This is a genomic window from Ensifer adhaerens (assembly GCF_000697965.2).
GTDB classification, from domain to species: domain Bacteria; phylum Pseudomonadota; class Alphaproteobacteria; order Rhizobiales; family Rhizobiaceae; genus Ensifer; species Ensifer adhaerens.
Window position 1 is genome coordinate 986,821 of sequence record NZ_CP015880.1, and the last position, 16,140, is coordinate 1,002,960.

Sequence of the window (16,140 nt, forward strand, 5' to 3'; positions counted from 1 at the left end):
CGAAATTATATTCGCTTGGGCGAACCGCACATCTTCCTGCTCGGGCATGCTTTCCGGGACGTTACCTGTCGGCAGCCTCCGACGCATAGCGGCGCGACCGTTGCACGAACATTGCGCCGGGGCAAGCGGATCGGTGCGCGAGCCGGTTATTTGGGGCGAGGGGGTTCTCCACAAGCGCAAGCCCTGAAAACCTTGCCGTTCCGGGTTTGTTGCGCTAGCAAGAACCTATGGGACAAAGCCTCAATCCCCCGTCAGGCGGGGACGATCACATTCAGCCGGTTGACCTCAAGGCGGCGCTGGAAGAGCGTTACCTCGCCTATGCCTTGTCGACCATCATGCACCGCGCACTTCCGGACGTCCGAGACGGGCTGAAGCCCGTGCATCGTCGTATCGTGCATGCGATGAGCGAGATGGGGCTGCGCCCCAACTCCTCGTTCAAGAAATGCGCGCGTATCGTCGGCGACGTGATGGGTAAGTTCCACCCGCACGGCGACGCCTCGATCTACGACGCGCTGGTGCGCCTGTCGCAGGAATTCGCGATCCGCTATCCGCTGGTCGACGGCCAGGGCAACTTCGGCAACATCGACGGCGATAACGCCGCGGCGATGCGCTACACCGAAGCGAAGATGACGGACGTCTGCTCGCTGCTCCTGGAAGGCATCGACCAGGACGCGGTGGATTTCCGCCCGACCTACAACGAGGAAGACCAGGAGCCGACCGTGCTCCCCGGCGCTTTCCCGAACCTGCTCGCAAACGGCGCGACCGGCATCGCCGTCGGCATGGCCACCTCGATCCCGCCGCACAACGCGCATGAACTTTGCGACGCGGCGCTGCATCTCATCCGCCATCCCGACGCGACCGTCGAGGATCTGCTTTACGATCCGGCCAACCCGCAAAAGGGCGGCATCGAAGGGCCCGACTTCCCGACTGGCGGCGTGATCGTCGAAGGCCGGGAAAGCATGGCCGAATCCTACCGCACCGGCCGCGGCGGTTTCCGTGTTCGTGCCCGCTGGGCGCAGGAAGACCTTGGGCGCGGCGGCTACCAGATCGTCGTCACCGAAATCCCCTATCAGGTGCAGAAGTCCCGCCTGATCGAAAAGATTGCCGAGCTCCTGGTCGCCCGCAAACTGCCGCTGCTCGAAGACATCCGCGACGAATCGGCCGAAGACATCCGCATCGTCCTCGTGCCGAAGACCCGTTCGGTCGATGCCGGCATCCTGATGGAATCGCTGTTCAAGCTGACCGAGCTCGAAAGTCGCATTCCGCTTAACATGAATGTGCTGTCGCTCGGACGCGTGCCGCGGGTCATGGCGCTGAACGAAGTGCTGTCGGAATGGCTGGCGCATCGCCGCGAAGTGCTGCAGCGCCGATCGCGCCACCGGCTGGCCGCAATCGACCGCCGGCTCGAAATCCTCGGCGGCTACCTCGTCGCCTATCTGAACATCGACGAAGTCATTCGCATCATCCGCGAAGAGGATGAGCCGAAGACGGTGATGATGGAGCGGTTCTCGCTCACCGATCTCCAGGCCGAGTCGATCCTCAACATGCGCCTGCGCTCCTTGCGCAAGCTCGAGGAATTCGAGATCCGCACCGAGTTCGATGCGCTCTCGAAGGAGAAGGCCGAGATCGAGGCGTTGCTCGCCTCCGACGAAAAGCAATGGCAGACCGTCGCCTGGGAAATCGGCGAAGTCAAAAAGAAGTTTGCCAAGGCGACCGAGATCGGCAAGCGCCGCAGCACCTTTGCCGATGCGCCGGAAGCCGACGTAGAGGCGATCCAGCAGGCGATGATCGAGAAGGAACCGATCACCGTCGTCATCTCTGAGAAGGGCTGGATCCGCGCGCTGAAGGGCCACATCTCCGACACGTCTTCGCTCCAGTTTAAGGAGGGTGACGCGCTGAAGGTGGCGTTCCCGGCGCAGACGACCGACAAGATCCTCGTCTTCACGACAGGCGGCAAGGTCTATACGCTCGGCGGCGACAAGCTGCCCGGCGGTCGCGGCCATGGCGAGCCGCTGCGCATCATCGTCGACATGGAGACCGATCAGGACGTCCTGACGGCCTTCGTTCACGACCCGGCGCGCAAGCTCATCGTCGCCTCGGTCGCCGGCAACGGCTTCGTCGTCACCGAAAGTGATATCGTCGCCAATACCCGCAAGGGCAAGCAGGTGATGAACGTCTCGGCCAGCGACGAAGCGAAGCTGGTCGTTCCGGTCAAGGGCGATCACGTGGCCGTCGTCGGCGAAAACCGCAAGCTGGTCGTCTTCCCGCTCGTTCAGATCCCCGAGATGGCACGCGGCAAGGGCGTGCGGCTGCAGCGTTACAAGGATGGCGGCATCTCCGACATTCGCTGCTTCACGATCGCCGACGGTCTCGTCTGGGAAGACAGCGCCGGCCGGGTCTTTACCAAGACCAAGGACGAACTGATCGAATGGCAGGGCGACCGCGCTTCTGCCGGCCGCGTCGTTCCGAAGGGCTTCCCGCGCAGCGGCAAGTTCAGCGGCTGACCGGGATAAGGAGAGCCATGCGGTCGAGAGGCCGCGTGGCTCCTGTTTCGTTTTGGCGCAGTTTGGCGCAATCTCTTAAATCATTGGAAATCCAAATGAAACGCAGGCGCAACTGGCGCTTGTAAGCCGGAAGGCTATAATGGATCACTGCGCGTCCAACAGGGATGACAGCGATGCCGAATGCCACAGCCCTTGATGACGTCCTGCTGGCCCTTGCCCACCCGGTCCGCCGCCGGATGTTCGAGATCCTTTTTGCCGGTGAGGCGCGCGTCGCCGATATTGCCGTAGCCGTCGCGGTAACCCGCGAAGAGCTGGAGACGCACATCGCGCTCCTGGAGGCTGCAGGCCTCGTCACCCGCCTCAAACGGCGCGACGGCGACGCCTTGATCGGCAATCCGGCGCCGTTGAGCGTCGCGGCCACCTGGATCAACACCAACCGCGAACTGTGGGTCATGCGCGTAGAGATGCCCGGCGTCCGCCCGGCTTCGCTGGGACAGCCGCAGGAGCCGTTGCCGGTGCGCGATCGGGGCGTCGACCACAAGCAGCGTCGTCCGCGGCCCAGCGGTCAGCGCGACGACAAGTCTTGAACAGCGTTACTCGGCGCAGGCAACGGCCGCTCTCAGCGAGCGGCTGCGCAACTGCCAAAGCGAATGGCCGATCAGCGCGAAGACGAGAATCGAGCCGCCGATCAGCGTCTGCGTTGTCGGCGTTTCAGCGAAGACCATCCAGACCCAGATCGGCGCGAGAATAGTCTCTAGCAGATAGAACATGCCCACTTCCGGGGCTGAGAGATAACGCGGCCCGGTCGCAAGGCAGAAGAAGGCGAGCGGGATCATCACCAGGCCGTTGAAGAGGATGTAGCCGGGGGCGGCGATCGTGAAGCCGCCTGCCGGCAGCATCAGGAGAGCGACGGCCGCCGGGAAGATCGCCGTCACCAGCGGCACCAGCGCCATGTCGCGCTTGCTCGCACGGCTGATCGTAATCGCGCTTGCCAGCAGAAAGGCGGAGGATGCCGCCATGGCGTCGCCGAAGAGGTGACCGCTTTCCAGTCCGTCCTGGACGATCAGCCCGACGCCGAGCACCATGACCAGCATGGTCACGAGCGTCGCGTTCGATGGTCTCTCCTTCAGAAAGATCCAGGAGAGGATGGCGGCAAACATCGAGGTGAAGGCGAGGATGAAGACCACATTCGCCGTCGAGGTGTTGAAGACGGCGAGCAGGAACGTGCAGGAATTGATTCCGTAGAAGACGCCGACCAAAAGGCCGGTCTTGCCCGGCAGCAGCGAAATCTCCCGGCCGAGCACCCGGTTGAGTACGAACCAGGCGCCGAGCGCGATCACGAAAGTCGACAGGCTGCGCACGGCGAGCAGCGACCAGACGTCGCCGCCGGCGGATCGGATGAGCGGAATGTCGAAGGAGAGGGCAAGGCCGCCGAGGCCGGTGATGGCAAGGCCGCGCCGGTGCATCGCGGCATCGGAAGATGAACTCAATTTCTAACCCGTTTTCGTAGGAGCGGCTTCCAGGGTGGTGTCTCCGCCTTCATAGCGCTCCCAGCCACGGGCCATGAGGTGCTCTTGCGGCAAAAACTTTGTTTTATACCCCATCTTGCGCGAGCCTTTCACCCAGTAGCCGAGATAGACGTGGGGAAGGCCGCGCTCCCGGGCGCGGCGAATGTGATCGAGAATCATGAAGGTGCCGAGCGACCGCTCTTCCTGCGTCGGGTCGAAGAAGGAGTAGACCATCGACAGTCCGTCGCCCATGCGGTCGGTGAGCGCCGCAGCGATCAGCGGCCCGCGTGCCTTCTCGCTGACGCCGTCGCCTTCGACCCTCAGGCGATATTCGATGATCTTGGTGTGCACATGGGTGTCCTCGACCATCATCGCATAGTCGAGCACCGACATGTCCGACATGCCGCCCTTCTGGTGGCGTCGGTCGAGGTATCGGCGGAAGAGGTTGTACTGCTCGCTCGACGGCTCGGCCGGATATTCCGCCGAGATCACGTCGTGATTGGCGGCAAGCACCCGGCGCATGGAACGGGTGGGCTTGAACTCGTTGGCGAGGATGCGCACCGAAATACAGGCGCGGCAGGTCTCGCAAGCCGGGCGATAGGCGATGTTCTGCGAGCGTCGGAAGCCGCCTTGCGTCAGGAGATCATTGAGCTCGGGCGCGCGCTCGCCCACCATGTGGGTGAAAACCTTCCGCTCCATCTCGTTCGGCAGATAAGGGCAGGCTGCCGGCGCAGTCAGATAAAATTGCGGAGACGGTGCGGTCTGTGTGTTCATCGAGTGCGGAGGTCACTCTTCGCGCTGTGGTTCATGACAGTAGCATGGCGCAAGAATGGAAAACGTCAACTCACTCGTTTGCCGCTTCCGCCTGCGCCGGCCGATATTTTAGTGGTGACCACAATAGGTGGCGGCGGTGAGGCGGAAAACACCGCCTTACGCTTTCAGCTCTATGCCTGCGCCGGTTTCAATACATGTCGCGGCGCACCGTGACGGTACCGATCAGCAGGTCGTGCAGCAGGCGGCTGCGGTCGGTGAAAAGGCCGATCAGCAGGATCAGCGGCGTCAGCAGCGCGTTGGCGATCCAGAAGATGACGAGGTGGACGATCGCCGTCAGGAAGTCCATCGGGCGTCCATCAGTTCGAGCAATCGCCAGGCCCATCAAGCGCATACCGGGAGAGGCCTGTTCGCGGCCACCGACCGTCAGGCCGAAATAGAGCATGGCGACGATCGCAAAGAGCGCCGGATAAAGCATGAAGCCGAGGCCGAGCGTCAAGATGCCGAGGAAGAAGACGACGACCGCCGCGGGGATCCAGAGGAGCGCGATGATCGCGTAATCGAGCAGAAAGGCAAAGACGCGTCGCGACAGCACGCCCTGATAGGCGCGCCAGTCATTGCTCGGCAGCCTCAGTTCTTCGTTGTGCATGGTCATCGGTCAAAAGCCTCGTTTGGTTGCAGCAAGGATATGGGATGGCATTCCCTGCAAAACAAGGATCGGAGCCGGGATCAAGCGGTGCGTTTCAGCGGCCTTTGGCGAGAATGCGGGCCACTTCGACCGCGAAGTAGCTGAGGATGCCGTCGCAGCCGGCGCGCTTGAAGGCGAGCAGCGTTTCGAGCATCACCTTCTCGCCATCGATCCAGCCGTTGGCAGCCGCCGCCTTCACCTGCGAATACTCGCCGGACACCTGGTAGGCAAAGACCGGCAGGCCGAAGGCTTCCTTCATCCGCCAGCAGATGTCGAGATAGGGAAGGCCTGGCTTCACCATCAGCATGTCGGCGCCTTCCTCGACGTCGAGGGCTGCGTCGCGGATCGCTTCGGTGCCGTTGGCCGGGTCGATGTAATAGGTCTTCTTGTCGCCCTTCAAAAGGCCGCCGGTGCCGATCGCCTCGCGATAGGGACCGTAGAAGCCGGAGGCGAACTTCGTCGCATAGGACATGATGCCGACATTCTGGTGGCCGTGAGCGTCGAGCGCCTGGCGGATGGCGCCGATGCGTCCGTCCATCATGTCGGAGGGGGCGATGATATCGGAGCCGGCGTCCGCCTGGGCGACGGCCGCCCTTGCGATCGTCTCGACCGTCTCGTCGTTGACGATCTCGCCATTGCGCAGGATGCCGTCATGGCCGTGGCTGGTGAAGGGGTCGAGCGCGACGTCGGTGATGATGCCGATCTCAGGCACGGCTTTCTTGAAGGCGCGCGTCGCCTGGTTGATCAGGTTGTCGGCCGCAAGACTGTTGGAGCCGGTATCGTCGCGCAGCGACAGGTCGATGTTGGGGAAGGTGGCGATCGCCGGGATGCCGAGACCGGCCGCTTCCTTTACCGCTTCCACGGCCTTGTCGATGCTCATGCGGTTGACGCCCGGCATCGCGTCGATCGGCTGGATGATGTTCTCGCCCGGCACGATGAAGATCGGCCAGATCAGGTCGTCGACGGTCAGGCGGTTTTCCTGCACCAGCCGGCGCGTCCAGTCGGCCTTGCGGTTGCGGCGCATGCGGCGATGGCCGGTGACCCTGTCCACAAGATTTGTCCTGTCGTTCATCGCGCCGCGCCTTTCCCGTGAAAATCGTCGATAGCCAAGCGCTTTATCATGGGCTGGCCGCCATTGGGAACCGCGCGGCCGGCGAACCGGCTGCGGCATTTCTTCTCTTTAAGAGGAGCCGTGGGGGAGGGGACGGCGCGATGCCGCTGGCGGATGGCAAAGACCCGCCCTATCTTGCCGGCCATGCTTCATGATTCTGCCCATGTGCCGAAACCGTCGCTGACCGAGATCCTCTTCGGTCTCTTTCTGCGTCTGGTCTCCGCCTCATGCATCTGGTTCGCGCTGAACTACTGGGCCATGCTGATCGGCTTTTCCCATGGCGGCGCCGGACGCTTCGATCTCCTGACGCCGGAGTGGCGGGCGGCCGCAACCGCACTTGCCGTCATCTATCCGGTCGCCGCCCTCGGCCTGTGGCTGCTGGTCTCCTGGGGGCCGGTCGTCTGGGTGGTTGCGGCAGCCATCGAGATCGTGATGTACGAGTTCTATCCGGCCAGTTTCGGCGGCCGTCCGCTGCTGGTCGTGCTGCATGCGGCGGTTGCCGTTACCTTCGTTCTTTTCCGCGCGGCGATCTTCTACCAGCGCTGGCGGCTCGCCAGGCAGGTAAGGGTTGATTCACCCTGAGACAGGGTCGCCAAATGGCAAGCTCTTGTTAAGGCTGCGGTTTAAGTAGAATTTTAGACGTATTCGATAGGGTCTCACTCAAGGCGGGAAGACAAACAGACACCGCCAAACAAAACAGTGAGGCAGTCAAATGAACACCAAGATGAAGCCGCAGGCAGTTCAGCCCCGAGACCCCCAGGAAGAAACCATCCGCGGTCTCTATATGGAATCCCTTCACCTCGTCGAGCGTCTGCACCGCCGCCTGCTCGACGTCATCAAGGACGAGTTCGACCGCGAAGGTCGCAGCGACGTCAACGCCGTTCAGGCCCTGTTGCTCTTCAACATCGGCAACTCGGAACTGACCGCCGGCGAACTTCGCTCCCGCGGCTACTACCTCGGCTCGAACGTCTCCTACAACGTCAAGAAGCTCGTCGATCTCGGCCTGATCAACCACCAGCGCTCCCGCGTCGACCGCCGCTCGGTCCGCATCAGCCTGACGGAAGACGGCCAGGAAATCGCCGAAACCGTTGCCAAGCTCTACGAGCGCCACGTCGGCTCGATCCAGAAGGTCGGCGGTATCGGCTCGGACGAGTTCACCCAGATGAATAAGCTCCTGCAGCGCCTCGATCGCTTCTGGAACGACTCGATCATGTATCGCCTGTAATCAGGCCAAAACCTCCAGTTCAAGGGTCGGGCGCAATCCCTGCGTGTCCGACCTTTGCCATTTGCGGCACCCCGTTCTGTTGCCAAAAAGCTGCACCGCTGCGGCACGCTTTCCTCGCGTTCGCGTGATTTTTCAAACCAAAAACATTAGTAAATCAAAATGTTGCCGTTTCCGGTTCGGCTGCAACCCAGTCGCGTCCGGCGAAAAGCAAAAGGCATGCCATGTCGCCGTTCGCTCGCGCCCAGACACGAATTGGCCATATTGCTATGACAGCGACGACGACATGCGGTAGGTGCGCCCACGTGTTTTCTTGCGTGTGGATTCGTTTCGCGTTTCGCCTGCCGGATGAGGGTCCTCACTCGCGGCATCGTGAAGACATGTGAGGGCAGGGTGGCTCGTTGGTTGACCTTTGTTAACCACGATCGTGTTAGGGCTCCGGCAACGTGCGTGTCAGCGCATAGGGCGCGTGCCGACGCATTGGGATGGTAGGATTATGTCGAAAAAGAATGGAATTGATGCATTCTCGCGCCGCGCCTTCTTGCGCTCGGCAGCGACCTTCGGCGCCGTGGCAGTCGCCGGCGCGGCAAGCGCACAGGACGCTCTGAACGAGATCATCAATTCGCCTCGCCGTGGCTCCTGGGACGACCAGTTTGACGCGAAAGGGGCATCGCGCACCGCGACGACGGTCGTTTCGAACACGCCGGTTTTCGGCCCGGAAACGATCGCCCATGTGCAGCAGGCGATCTTCGACTATCAGAACATCGTGTCGCAGGGCGGCTGGCCGTCGGTCCAGACCAGCGTCAAGCTTGAACTCGGCGTCACCGATCCGTCCGTGCAGCAGCTCCGCCAGCGCCTGATGGTTTCCGGCGACCTGCCGCGTTCGGCCGGCATCTCCTCGTCCTTCGACAGCTACGTCGAAGGCGCGGTCAAGCGCTTCCAGGCCCGCCACGGCCTGCCGGCGGACGGCGTCATCGGCGAATACACGCTGAAGGCGATCAACGTCGACGCCAACACCCGCCTCGGCCAGCTCCAGACCAACCTCGTGCGCCTGCAGTCGATGTCCGGCGACCTCGGCCGCCGCTACGTGATGGTCAACATCCCTGCGGCCTACATCGAAGCGGTCGAGAACGGCCGCGTGGCGCTGCGCCACACGGCGATCGTCGGCAAGATCGACCGCCAGTCGCCGATCCTCAACTCGAAGATTTATGAGGTCATCCTCAACCCTTACTGGACCGCGCCGCGCTCGATCATCCAGAAGGATATCATGCCGCTGATGCGTAAGGATCCGACCTATCTGGCGCGCAACTCGATCCGCCTGTTTGATGGCAGCGGCGGCGAAGTGTCGCCGGAGACGGTCGACTGGAACGCCGAAAAAGCGCCGAACCTGATGTTCCGCCAGGACCCGGGCAAGATCAACGCGATGTCGTCGACGAAGATCAACTTCCACAACGAGCATCAGGTCTACATGCACGACACGCCGCAGCAGGGCCTGTTCAACAAGCTGATGCGCTTCGAATCGTCGGGCTGCGTGCGCGTACAGAACGTGCGCGACCTTTCGACCTGGCTTCTGAAGGAAACGCCCGGCTGGTCGCGCCAGCAGATCGAGGCGACCATCAAGACCGGCGTCAACACGCCGATCACGCTCGCCGAGGAAGTCCCTGTTTTCTTCACCTACATCACCGCCTGGTCTGCCAAGGACGGCGTCGTGCAGTTCCGCGACGATATCTATCAGCGCGACGGTGCCACCGAACTGGCGCTGCAGACCCCCTATGGCGTCGAGCAGTCGCCCGGCTCGGTCGACCAGGACGCCTTGCCGCAATAAGCGAATTTGCGACACGGAATTCTTCGAGCCGCGCTTCCCTTGGGAGCGCGGCTTTTTCATGGGTTGAGCGCCGCGATATTTCGGCGCGGCAGATGGGGGAAATGACGCAAACCGCACAGCGGATATTGCTCTCGCCGTGCGAGGAAGCTAAAGAACTGCCACCCTTGAGAGGAGCCTCGCGCCGATGACTGCACAGACGAATGACGCCTTCTTCACCCGCTCTCTGGCCGACAGCGATCCGGACATCTTCGGTGCGATCGAAAAGGAGCTGGGTCGCCAGCGCCACGAGATCGAGCTGATCGCCTCCGAGAACATCGTTTCCCGCGCCGTGCTCGAAGCCCAGGGCTCGATCATGACCAACAAATATGCCGAGGGCTACCCGGGCAAGCGCTACTACGGCGGCTGCCAGTTCGTCGACATCGCCGAGGAATTGGCGATCGAGCGCGCCAAGAAGCTCTTCGGCGTCAACTTCGCCAACGTTCAGCCGAACTCCGGTTCGCAGATGAACCAGGCCGTGTTCCTGGCGCTCCTGCAGCCGGGTGACACCTTCATGGGCCTCGACCTCAACTCGGGCGGCCACCTGACGCACGGTTCGCCGGTCAACATGTCCGGCAAGTGGTTCAACGTCGTCTCTTACGGCGTGCGTGAAGACGATCACCTGCTCGACATGGACAACGTCGCCGAGCAGGCGCGCAAGCACAAGCCGAAGCTGATCATCGCCGGCGGCACCGCTTACTCGCGCATCTGGGACTGGAAGCGCTTCCGCGAGATCGCAGACGAAGTCGGCGCCTGGCTGATGGTCGACATGGCGCACATCGCCGGTCTCGTTGCCGGTGGCCAGCATCCGTCGCCGTTCCCGCATTGCCACGTTGCAACGACGACGACGCACAAGTCGCTCCGCGGCCCGCGCGGCGGCATGATTCTGACCAACGACGAAGATATCGCCAAGAAGATCAACTCGGCCGTCTTCCCGGGTCTCCAGGGCGGTCCGCTGATGCACGTCATCGCCGCCAAGGCCGTGGCACTCGGCGAAGCGCTGCAGCCGTCGTTCAAGGACTATGCGGCTCAAGTCGTCAAGAACGCCCGCACGCTCGCCGAAACGCTAAAGGCCAACGGCCTCGACATCGTATCGGGCGGCACGGACAACCACCTGATGCTCGTCGACCTGCGCAAGAAGAACGCAACCGGCAAGCGCGCGGAAGCCGCCCTTGGCCGTGCCTTCATCACCTGCAACAAGAACGGCATTCCTTTCGATCCTGAAAAGCCCTTCGTCACCTCGGGTGTCCGTCTCGGCACGCCGGCCGGCACGACCCGTGGCTTCAAGGAAGCCGAGTTCAAGGAAATCGGCGAGCGGATCGTCGAGGTTCTTGACGGCCTGAAGGTCGCCAACTCCGACGAGGGCAATGCCGCCGTCGAAGCCGGCGTTCGCGACAAGGTCATCAAGCTGACCGATCGCTTCCCGATGTACGGCTACATGTGATCGGTCGCCCATGCGCTGCCCCTATTGCGGTTCTGAAGACAGTCAGGTGAAGGATTCCCGTCCGGCAGAGGACGGGAATGCCATTCGCCGCCGCCGGATTTGTCCGGATTGCGGAGGTCGTTTCACGACCTTCGAACGGGTGCAGTTGCGTGAACTGATGATCATCAAGAAAACCGGTCGGAAGGTTCCTTTCGACCGGGACAAGCTTCTGCGGTCCTTCGAGATTGCGCTGCGCAAGCGTCCGGTCGATCGCGACCGCATCGAGCGGGCGGTTTCCGGTATCGTCCGTCGCCTTGAAAGCTCCGGCGAGACCGAGATCCCTTCGGAAGAAATCGGCCTGCAGGTGCTCGAAGCGCTGAAGAGCCTCGATGACGTGGCCTTCGTGCGCTACGCTTCGGTCTATCGCGATTTCTCCCATGCGGAGGATTTTGAGAAGGTCATCACCGAGATCAGCGCCAAGATCGCGCGCGATCCCGGCGAGTAGATTACGCTGGATAGAGCCATGACAGCGCCCAACCGTGAAGACGAGAGGTTCATGGCCGCGGCGCTGAGGCTGGCTCGCCACCATCTCGGACAGACATCCACCAATCCCTCCGTCGCCTGCCTGATCGTCAAGGACGGCGTTATCGTCGGCCGGGCCGTAACCGCGCGGAGCGGCCGCCCGCATGCCGAAACCCAGGCACTGACGGAGGCCGGTGCGAAGGCAAGGGGTGCTACGGCCTATGTGACGCTGGAGCCTTGCTCCCATCACGGCAAGACGCCGCCTTGCGCCGATGCGCTTGTCGCCTCCGGCATATCCCGCGTGGTGATTTCGATCCTCGATCCGGACGTGCGGGTTGCCGGGCGTGGCGTCGTGCGCCTGCGCGATGCTGGCATCACCGTCGATATCGGTGTTCTCCCCGAGGAAGGGCATCACGCGCTTGAAGCCTACCTCATGCGCCAGGTCAGCAAGAGACCCTATGTGATTCTCAAGCTTGCGGTTTCGGCCGATGGCATGATCGGCCGCAAGGGTGAGGGGCAAGTGCGCATCACCGGTCCGATTTCGCGCGGGCAGGTACAGATGCTGCGCGCGGAGACCGACGCGATTCTGGTCGGGATCGGCACGGCTGCGGCTGACGATCCGGAACTGACCGTGCGCTTGCCGGGGCTCGAACATTGTTCGCCGTTGCGCATCGTTCTCGACCGCCGGCTCGACCTGCCGCTTTCCTCCAAACTGGTGTTAACGGCGCGGGAGGTCCCCGTCATCGTGGTCTCCAGCGACGGATCCGGCGATGCGGATGCGGACGTTGATGGCGGCCGAGCAGCACGCAAGGCGGCCCTGGAGGCCGCCGGTGTCGAGGTGCTCGAAGCCGGCTCGATCGCCGACCTTCTTGCGGCACTCGCTTCCCGCGGTATCTCCTCGCTGATGGTCGAAGGCGGTGCTGTGGCTGCACGCGCCTTTCTCGATGCTGATCTGGTCGACCGTATCCAGCTCTACACCGGACCGGGGACCATTGGCGAAAACGGCATTGCATCCCCATTTGACCGTAAGTCCGTGCCGGCAGGCTTCCGGCGCGTCGCCGAGGCACGGTATGGCGGCGATCTGTTCGAGGAATACGAAAGAGAAAACTGATGTTCACAGGCATTGTTACCGATATCGGCACCGTCGACGCCGTCACCCCGCTGAAAGAAGGCATCAAGCTGCGTGTCGCCACGAGCTACGACCCGAAGACCATCGACATGGGTGCCTCGATCGCCCATTCCGGCGTCTGCCTGACGGTGACGGCTTTGCCTGAAGCCGGCAGCAACGAGGGCTGGTTCGAGGTCGAGGCCTGGGAAGAGGCGCTCCGCCTGACGACGATCGCCGGCTGGACCAAGGGAACGCGCATCAATCTCGAGCGCTCGCTGAAGATCGGCGACGAGCTCGGCGGCCACCTGGTTTCCGGCCATGTCGACGACAAGGCGGAAATTCTGTCGGTGGAAGCGGAAGGCGACGCTGTGCGCTTTCGTCTGCGCGCGCCTGAGCATCTGGCGAAATTCGTCGCGCCGAAGGGATCGGTCGCGCTCGACGGCACGTCGCTGACGGTCAACAAGGTCGCCGGCGCCGAGTTCGACGTGCTCCTGATCCGCCATTCGCTGGAGGTCACGACCTGGGGTGAGCGCAAGGCCGGCGATTTCGTCAACTTCGAGGTGGACACCATGGCGCGTTATGCGGCGCGCCTCGCCGAATTCCCGGCACCAAAGCCGGAGTAAGCCGACTTCCTCTTTTGCCGAATGCAAACCGCCCCCAATCGGGGGCGGTTCTGGTTTCGGGAGGTGTTGACACTCAACGCACGTAGAGGGTCAGGCTGCCATCGGCTGCCTGTTCGGCGCCGGCAATGTTGTTCATCTCGACATTCTGCGCCTTGAGCTTGGCTGCAAGCGGCTTGTTGCCTTCGACGGCCGCGTGCAGGGACGAAATCTGTTGCGGCGTCGCTTCGTTGATCCACATGCGCGTCTGGCTCGATTCCTTCAGCGTATCCACGTCGACGACGTTGAAATGATCGCCCTTGAAATCGCGAACGGTGTGGTCGATTTCGGCCGGCCAGTTCATGGCTGCGCTCGCAGCATAGGAGACGCCGCCGAAGGAAAGGGCGGAGAGAGCAGCGATGACGGAAAGCTTGGCTATGCGGTTCATGGTCATGCTCCTTTGTTTACCGGCAACAAGGCGCAAGCCGACCCGTTACGGGAACGCGGAACCTTGCGGGTTTCCGGGCCGGTGAGGATCGCCCATTGCGGCGGCCAGCAGGGTTCGTTTGCGGGCGTTGTCACCCGCAAGCAAAGGCGCTGGACTGTTTCGACTGATTGGTCGGCGTTTGCTCCCTTCTTGGGGAGGGCGCGTCGTGCCAACGACTAGGAAACTGGGCCGGAATGTGGCCCTTTCCATGGCGCTGGCATCAGGAAAACAATTAAAAATTGTTCATGTTTCGGCGTGCGCGCGAGCCCTTCGGTCGCCTGTCGCAGCTGCTGCCTTCTGGTGGCGCTCGAACATGATCACGTGGTTGCCGTGATAGGTCGTCCGCCAGAATTCCTTGAAGCCGTGCTTCTCCGCGACCCGGATCGAGGCGCGGTTTCCGACGTCGATGATGCAGGTCTTGCGCAGCTTCGGAAACTGGTGGTCGGCCCACTTGAGCGCCGCACTGACGGCTTCCGTCGCCAGCCCCTTGCCGTGCGCCTTCGGTGACAATGCCCATCCGGTTTCCATCGTCCCTTCGAGCGAAGGCGTGATGGCGCGGTGCACGTCGTGGAAGCCGGCCTCGCCGAGAAAACCCCCGGTCTCCCGGTCCTGGATGGCAAAGAAGCCGAAGCCGAAATAGTGCCACATGCCGACTTGGCGCAGGAACCGCGTCCAGGACTGTTCGCGCGTAAACGGCACCCCGCCGACATAGCGGATCACCTCGGCATCGCCGAACAGCGCGGAATAGGCGGGGAAATCGTCACGGCGGTAGGGGCGCAGGATGAGGCGGTCGGTCTCGATAATGGGAACGCTATGCATATTCGATCCTAAGCTGTGATGAAATCAGGCGCCGGGCTCGCCGTCCCAGTAGTCGACATCGCTTTCCGGACGGCCGGTGAAAAGGAAGCGTCTTTGGCCATCGGAACCACGCGTCCTGGCAAGGAATTTGCCGGAGTCCGGATACTCGCAGATTTCCGTGGCCGCCTTGGTCGAGATGGAAAGGTACTTGAGCGGCACCGAGCCGGTGTTGATCAGGTGGTGGGCCGTTTCCGGTCCACCCGCAGGGGCGCCCAGAATGTCGCCGGGGCCGACCGGATATCGCTCGCTGCCGAAGCGATACGTGCCTTCGCCTTCGATGATGATGAAAAGTTCTTCTTCGACGTGATGATTGTGGAACGGGCAGCCGGACTTGCCCGGCGGTACTTCACCGTAGCCGATGCCCAGATCCTTGAGGCCGAGTAGCGCGCCGAAGGCGGCGTCGCGGGATTCGAAAAAGGTGCCTTGCGTCCAGTGGTCGAGTTCTAGGTTTTTGGGATTAACGATCGGCTTTTTCGTATCGGTCACATGTTCCTCCCTCGCGTACCGTTGTCGCGGCAACGCTAATACGTTCTATCCGTGTCGCGCGTTCGTCCCGTCGTCAACCTGCGATCGCTAAAATTAGCGACGATGGTTACAGGAATACATCCTAGTGTTGCAATCCATTGGCGAAAGCATCTGGGCGCTATCGCGCGTTGGTTTAACGCCGAGCTGCGCGCTCACGTTCGTCTGCCGTTCAGCGCCGTGGTGACCTCGTGAAGACACCTAGCGATCCCAACGCAAAGGGTTTTCATTTCTTCGGTCGGTGGCAGGAGATCGGGCACCATGACCGTCATCATGCCGGCAGACGAAGCCGAACGCACGCCGTTGTGGCTGTCTTCGAGAGCGAGGCAATACTGCGGCGCGATACCGAGCCGACTTGCAGCCGTCAGGAACGGGGCCGGGTGCGGCTTGCCATGATCGTAGTCGCCAAAGGCAACGACCGTCGGGAAGCGGTCGCGCAATCCGTGCCGGTCGAGATTGCGCTGGACGTCGTGATGTTGTGACGAGGTGGCAATCGCAGACGGCAGGCCCATGCCGTCAAGCAGGTCGAGGAGATTGACGACGCCAGGCTTCAGCCGCAGCTCGGTCGTCGCCATTGTCGCAAATTGCGCCGAGGCACGCTCCCAGAACTGAGCGAGGTCGAAGGCATCGCCGAAGCGACCGCGAAGCAACATGCGCGTCGCCTCGGCCGAAAGCCCGATCGTATCGAGATAAAGGGAGACAGGCATGTTGTGACCGAGCGCTGCCGCTGTCTGGATCATCGCGTCGCGGTAGAGCGCTTCGGTGTCGAAGAGCAATCCGTCCATGTCGAAGACGACGCCAAGAGGTTTCATGGGCAGGACGATGTTGGTCGAACCGATTTCGGGCATACGAAAAATCCAGCTTGATATCGACGGCTTCGAACTTGGAACCAGCAACGCGGCCGCGCAAGACCCACGGCATTGGCATTTTGCAGCGGCAACGGCCGCATGTTGCGG

Annotated in this window: 16 protein-coding genes and 1 pseudogene; 9 read left to right on the forward strand and 8 right to left on the reverse strand. The window is 62.4% G+C overall.

The window, feature by feature from the left end:
* Positions 1-227 precede the first annotated feature (227 nt).
* On the forward strand, positions 228-2,504 hold the full coding sequence (parC, locus tag FA04_RS04665) for a DNA topoisomerase IV subunit A (RefSeq protein WP_034803783.1): 2,277 nt from the start codon (positions 228-230) through the stop codon (positions 2,502-2,504).
* Positions 2,505-2,677: 173 nt separating this feature from the next.
* Positions 2,678-2,971: pseudogene (locus FA04_RS04670) on the forward strand (transcriptional regulator); the annotation flags it as partial.
* A gap of 126 nt (positions 2,972-3,097) precedes the next feature.
* Here FA04_RS04670 and FA04_RS04675 read toward each other — a convergent pair.
* The 4 genes from FA04_RS04675 to hemB all read right to left on the reverse strand — a co-directional run bounded on the left by FA04_RS04675 (position 3,098) and on the right by hemB (position 6,543).
* Entirely contained in the window at positions 3,098-3,994 is an 897-nt protein-coding gene (locus tag FA04_RS04675) for a DMT family transporter (RefSeq protein ID WP_034803781.1), read from the reverse strand.
* Positions 3,995-3,997: 3 nt separating this feature from the next.
* Positions 3,998-4,786, reverse strand: coding sequence for an arginyltransferase (locus tag FA04_RS04680; RefSeq protein ID WP_034803779.1), 789 nt, complete (start codon positions 4,784-4,786; stop codon positions 3,998-4,000).
* Positions 4,787-4,973: 187 nt separating this feature from the next.
* Positions 4,974-5,438: an RDD family protein gene (locus FA04_RS04685; protein WP_034803777.1), complete on the reverse strand. Its 465-nt coding sequence runs from the start codon at positions 5,436-5,438 to the stop codon at positions 4,974-4,976.
* An 88-nt stretch (positions 5,439-5,526) separates the two neighbouring features.
* Positions 5,527-6,543: a porphobilinogen synthase gene (gene hemB / locus FA04_RS04690; protein WP_034803774.1), complete on the reverse strand. Its 1,017-nt coding sequence runs from the start codon at positions 6,541-6,543 to the stop codon at positions 5,527-5,529.
* 183 nt (positions 6,544-6,726) lie between these two features.
* Here hemB and FA04_RS04695 point away from each other — a divergent pair, with 183 nt between their 5' ends.
* The 7 genes from FA04_RS04695 (at position 6,727) to FA04_RS04725 (ending at position 13,341) form a co-directional block, all read left to right on the forward strand.
* Positions 6,727-7,164: a DUF6163 family protein gene (locus FA04_RS04695; RefSeq protein WP_034803767.1), complete on the forward strand. Its 438-nt coding sequence runs from the start codon at positions 6,727-6,729 to the stop codon at positions 7,162-7,164.
* A gap of 130 nt (positions 7,165-7,294) precedes the next feature.
* Entirely contained in the window at positions 7,295-7,807 is a 513-nt protein-coding gene (ldtR, locus tag FA04_RS04700; RefSeq protein ID WP_034803764.1) for a transcriptional regulator LdtR, read from the forward strand.
* 493 nt (positions 7,808-8,300) lie between these two features.
* Complete coding sequence (locus FA04_RS04705; RefSeq protein ID WP_034803761.1) at positions 8,301-9,629, forward strand: L,D-transpeptidase family protein; 1,329 nt, start codon at positions 8,301-8,303, stop codon at positions 9,627-9,629.
* Between the two features lie 184 nt (positions 9,630-9,813).
* Positions 9,814-11,109, forward strand: a complete 1,296-nt coding sequence (gene glyA / locus FA04_RS04710; RefSeq protein WP_034803759.1) for a serine hydroxymethyltransferase — start codon at positions 9,814-9,816, stop codon at positions 11,107-11,109.
* Between the two features lie 10 nt (positions 11,110-11,119).
* The gene (nrdR, locus tag FA04_RS04715) at positions 11,120-11,593 is read left to right on the forward strand and encodes a transcriptional regulator NrdR (RefSeq protein ID WP_034803756.1); all 474 of its coding nucleotides are present in this window, start codon (positions 11,120-11,122) and stop codon (positions 11,591-11,593) included.
* Between the two features lie 18 nt (positions 11,594-11,611).
* Positions 11,612-12,721, forward strand: coding sequence for a bifunctional diaminohydroxyphosphoribosylaminopyrimidine deaminase/5-amino-6-(5-phosphoribosylamino)uracil reductase RibD (gene ribD / locus FA04_RS04720; RefSeq protein ID WP_034803754.1), 1,110 nt, complete (start codon positions 11,612-11,614; stop codon positions 12,719-12,721).
* A complete protein-coding gene (locus FA04_RS04725; protein WP_034803751.1) occupies positions 12,721-13,341 on the forward strand; it encodes a riboflavin synthase in 621 nt (206 codons plus the stop codon). The genes ribD and FA04_RS04725 overlap by 1 nt, the downstream gene beginning before the upstream one ends.
* Before the next feature lie 73 nt (positions 13,342-13,414).
* Here FA04_RS04725 and FA04_RS04730 read toward each other — a convergent pair whose 3' ends face one another.
* From FA04_RS04730 to FA04_RS04745, 4 genes are all read right to left on the reverse strand, one after another.
* Positions 13,415-13,765: a hypothetical protein gene (locus tag FA04_RS04730; RefSeq protein WP_034803749.1), complete on the reverse strand. Its 351-nt coding sequence runs from the start codon at positions 13,763-13,765 to the stop codon at positions 13,415-13,417.
* A gap of 282 nt (positions 13,766-14,047) precedes the next feature.
* Positions 14,048-14,623, reverse strand: a complete 576-nt coding sequence (locus FA04_RS04735) for a GNAT family N-acetyltransferase (RefSeq protein WP_051659660.1) — start codon at positions 14,621-14,623, stop codon at positions 14,048-14,050.
* 24 nt (positions 14,624-14,647) lie between these two features.
* Entirely contained in the window at positions 14,648-15,148 is a 501-nt protein-coding gene (locus FA04_RS04740) for a cupin domain-containing protein (RefSeq protein WP_034803747.1), read from the reverse strand.
* A 191-nt stretch (positions 15,149-15,339) separates the two neighbouring features.
* Positions 15,340-16,032 (reverse strand): HAD family hydrolase, encoded by a 693-nt coding sequence (locus FA04_RS04745; RefSeq protein WP_034803745.1) that lies wholly within the window; start codon positions 16,030-16,032, stop codon positions 15,340-15,342.
* Positions 16,033-16,140 lie beyond the last annotated feature (108 nt).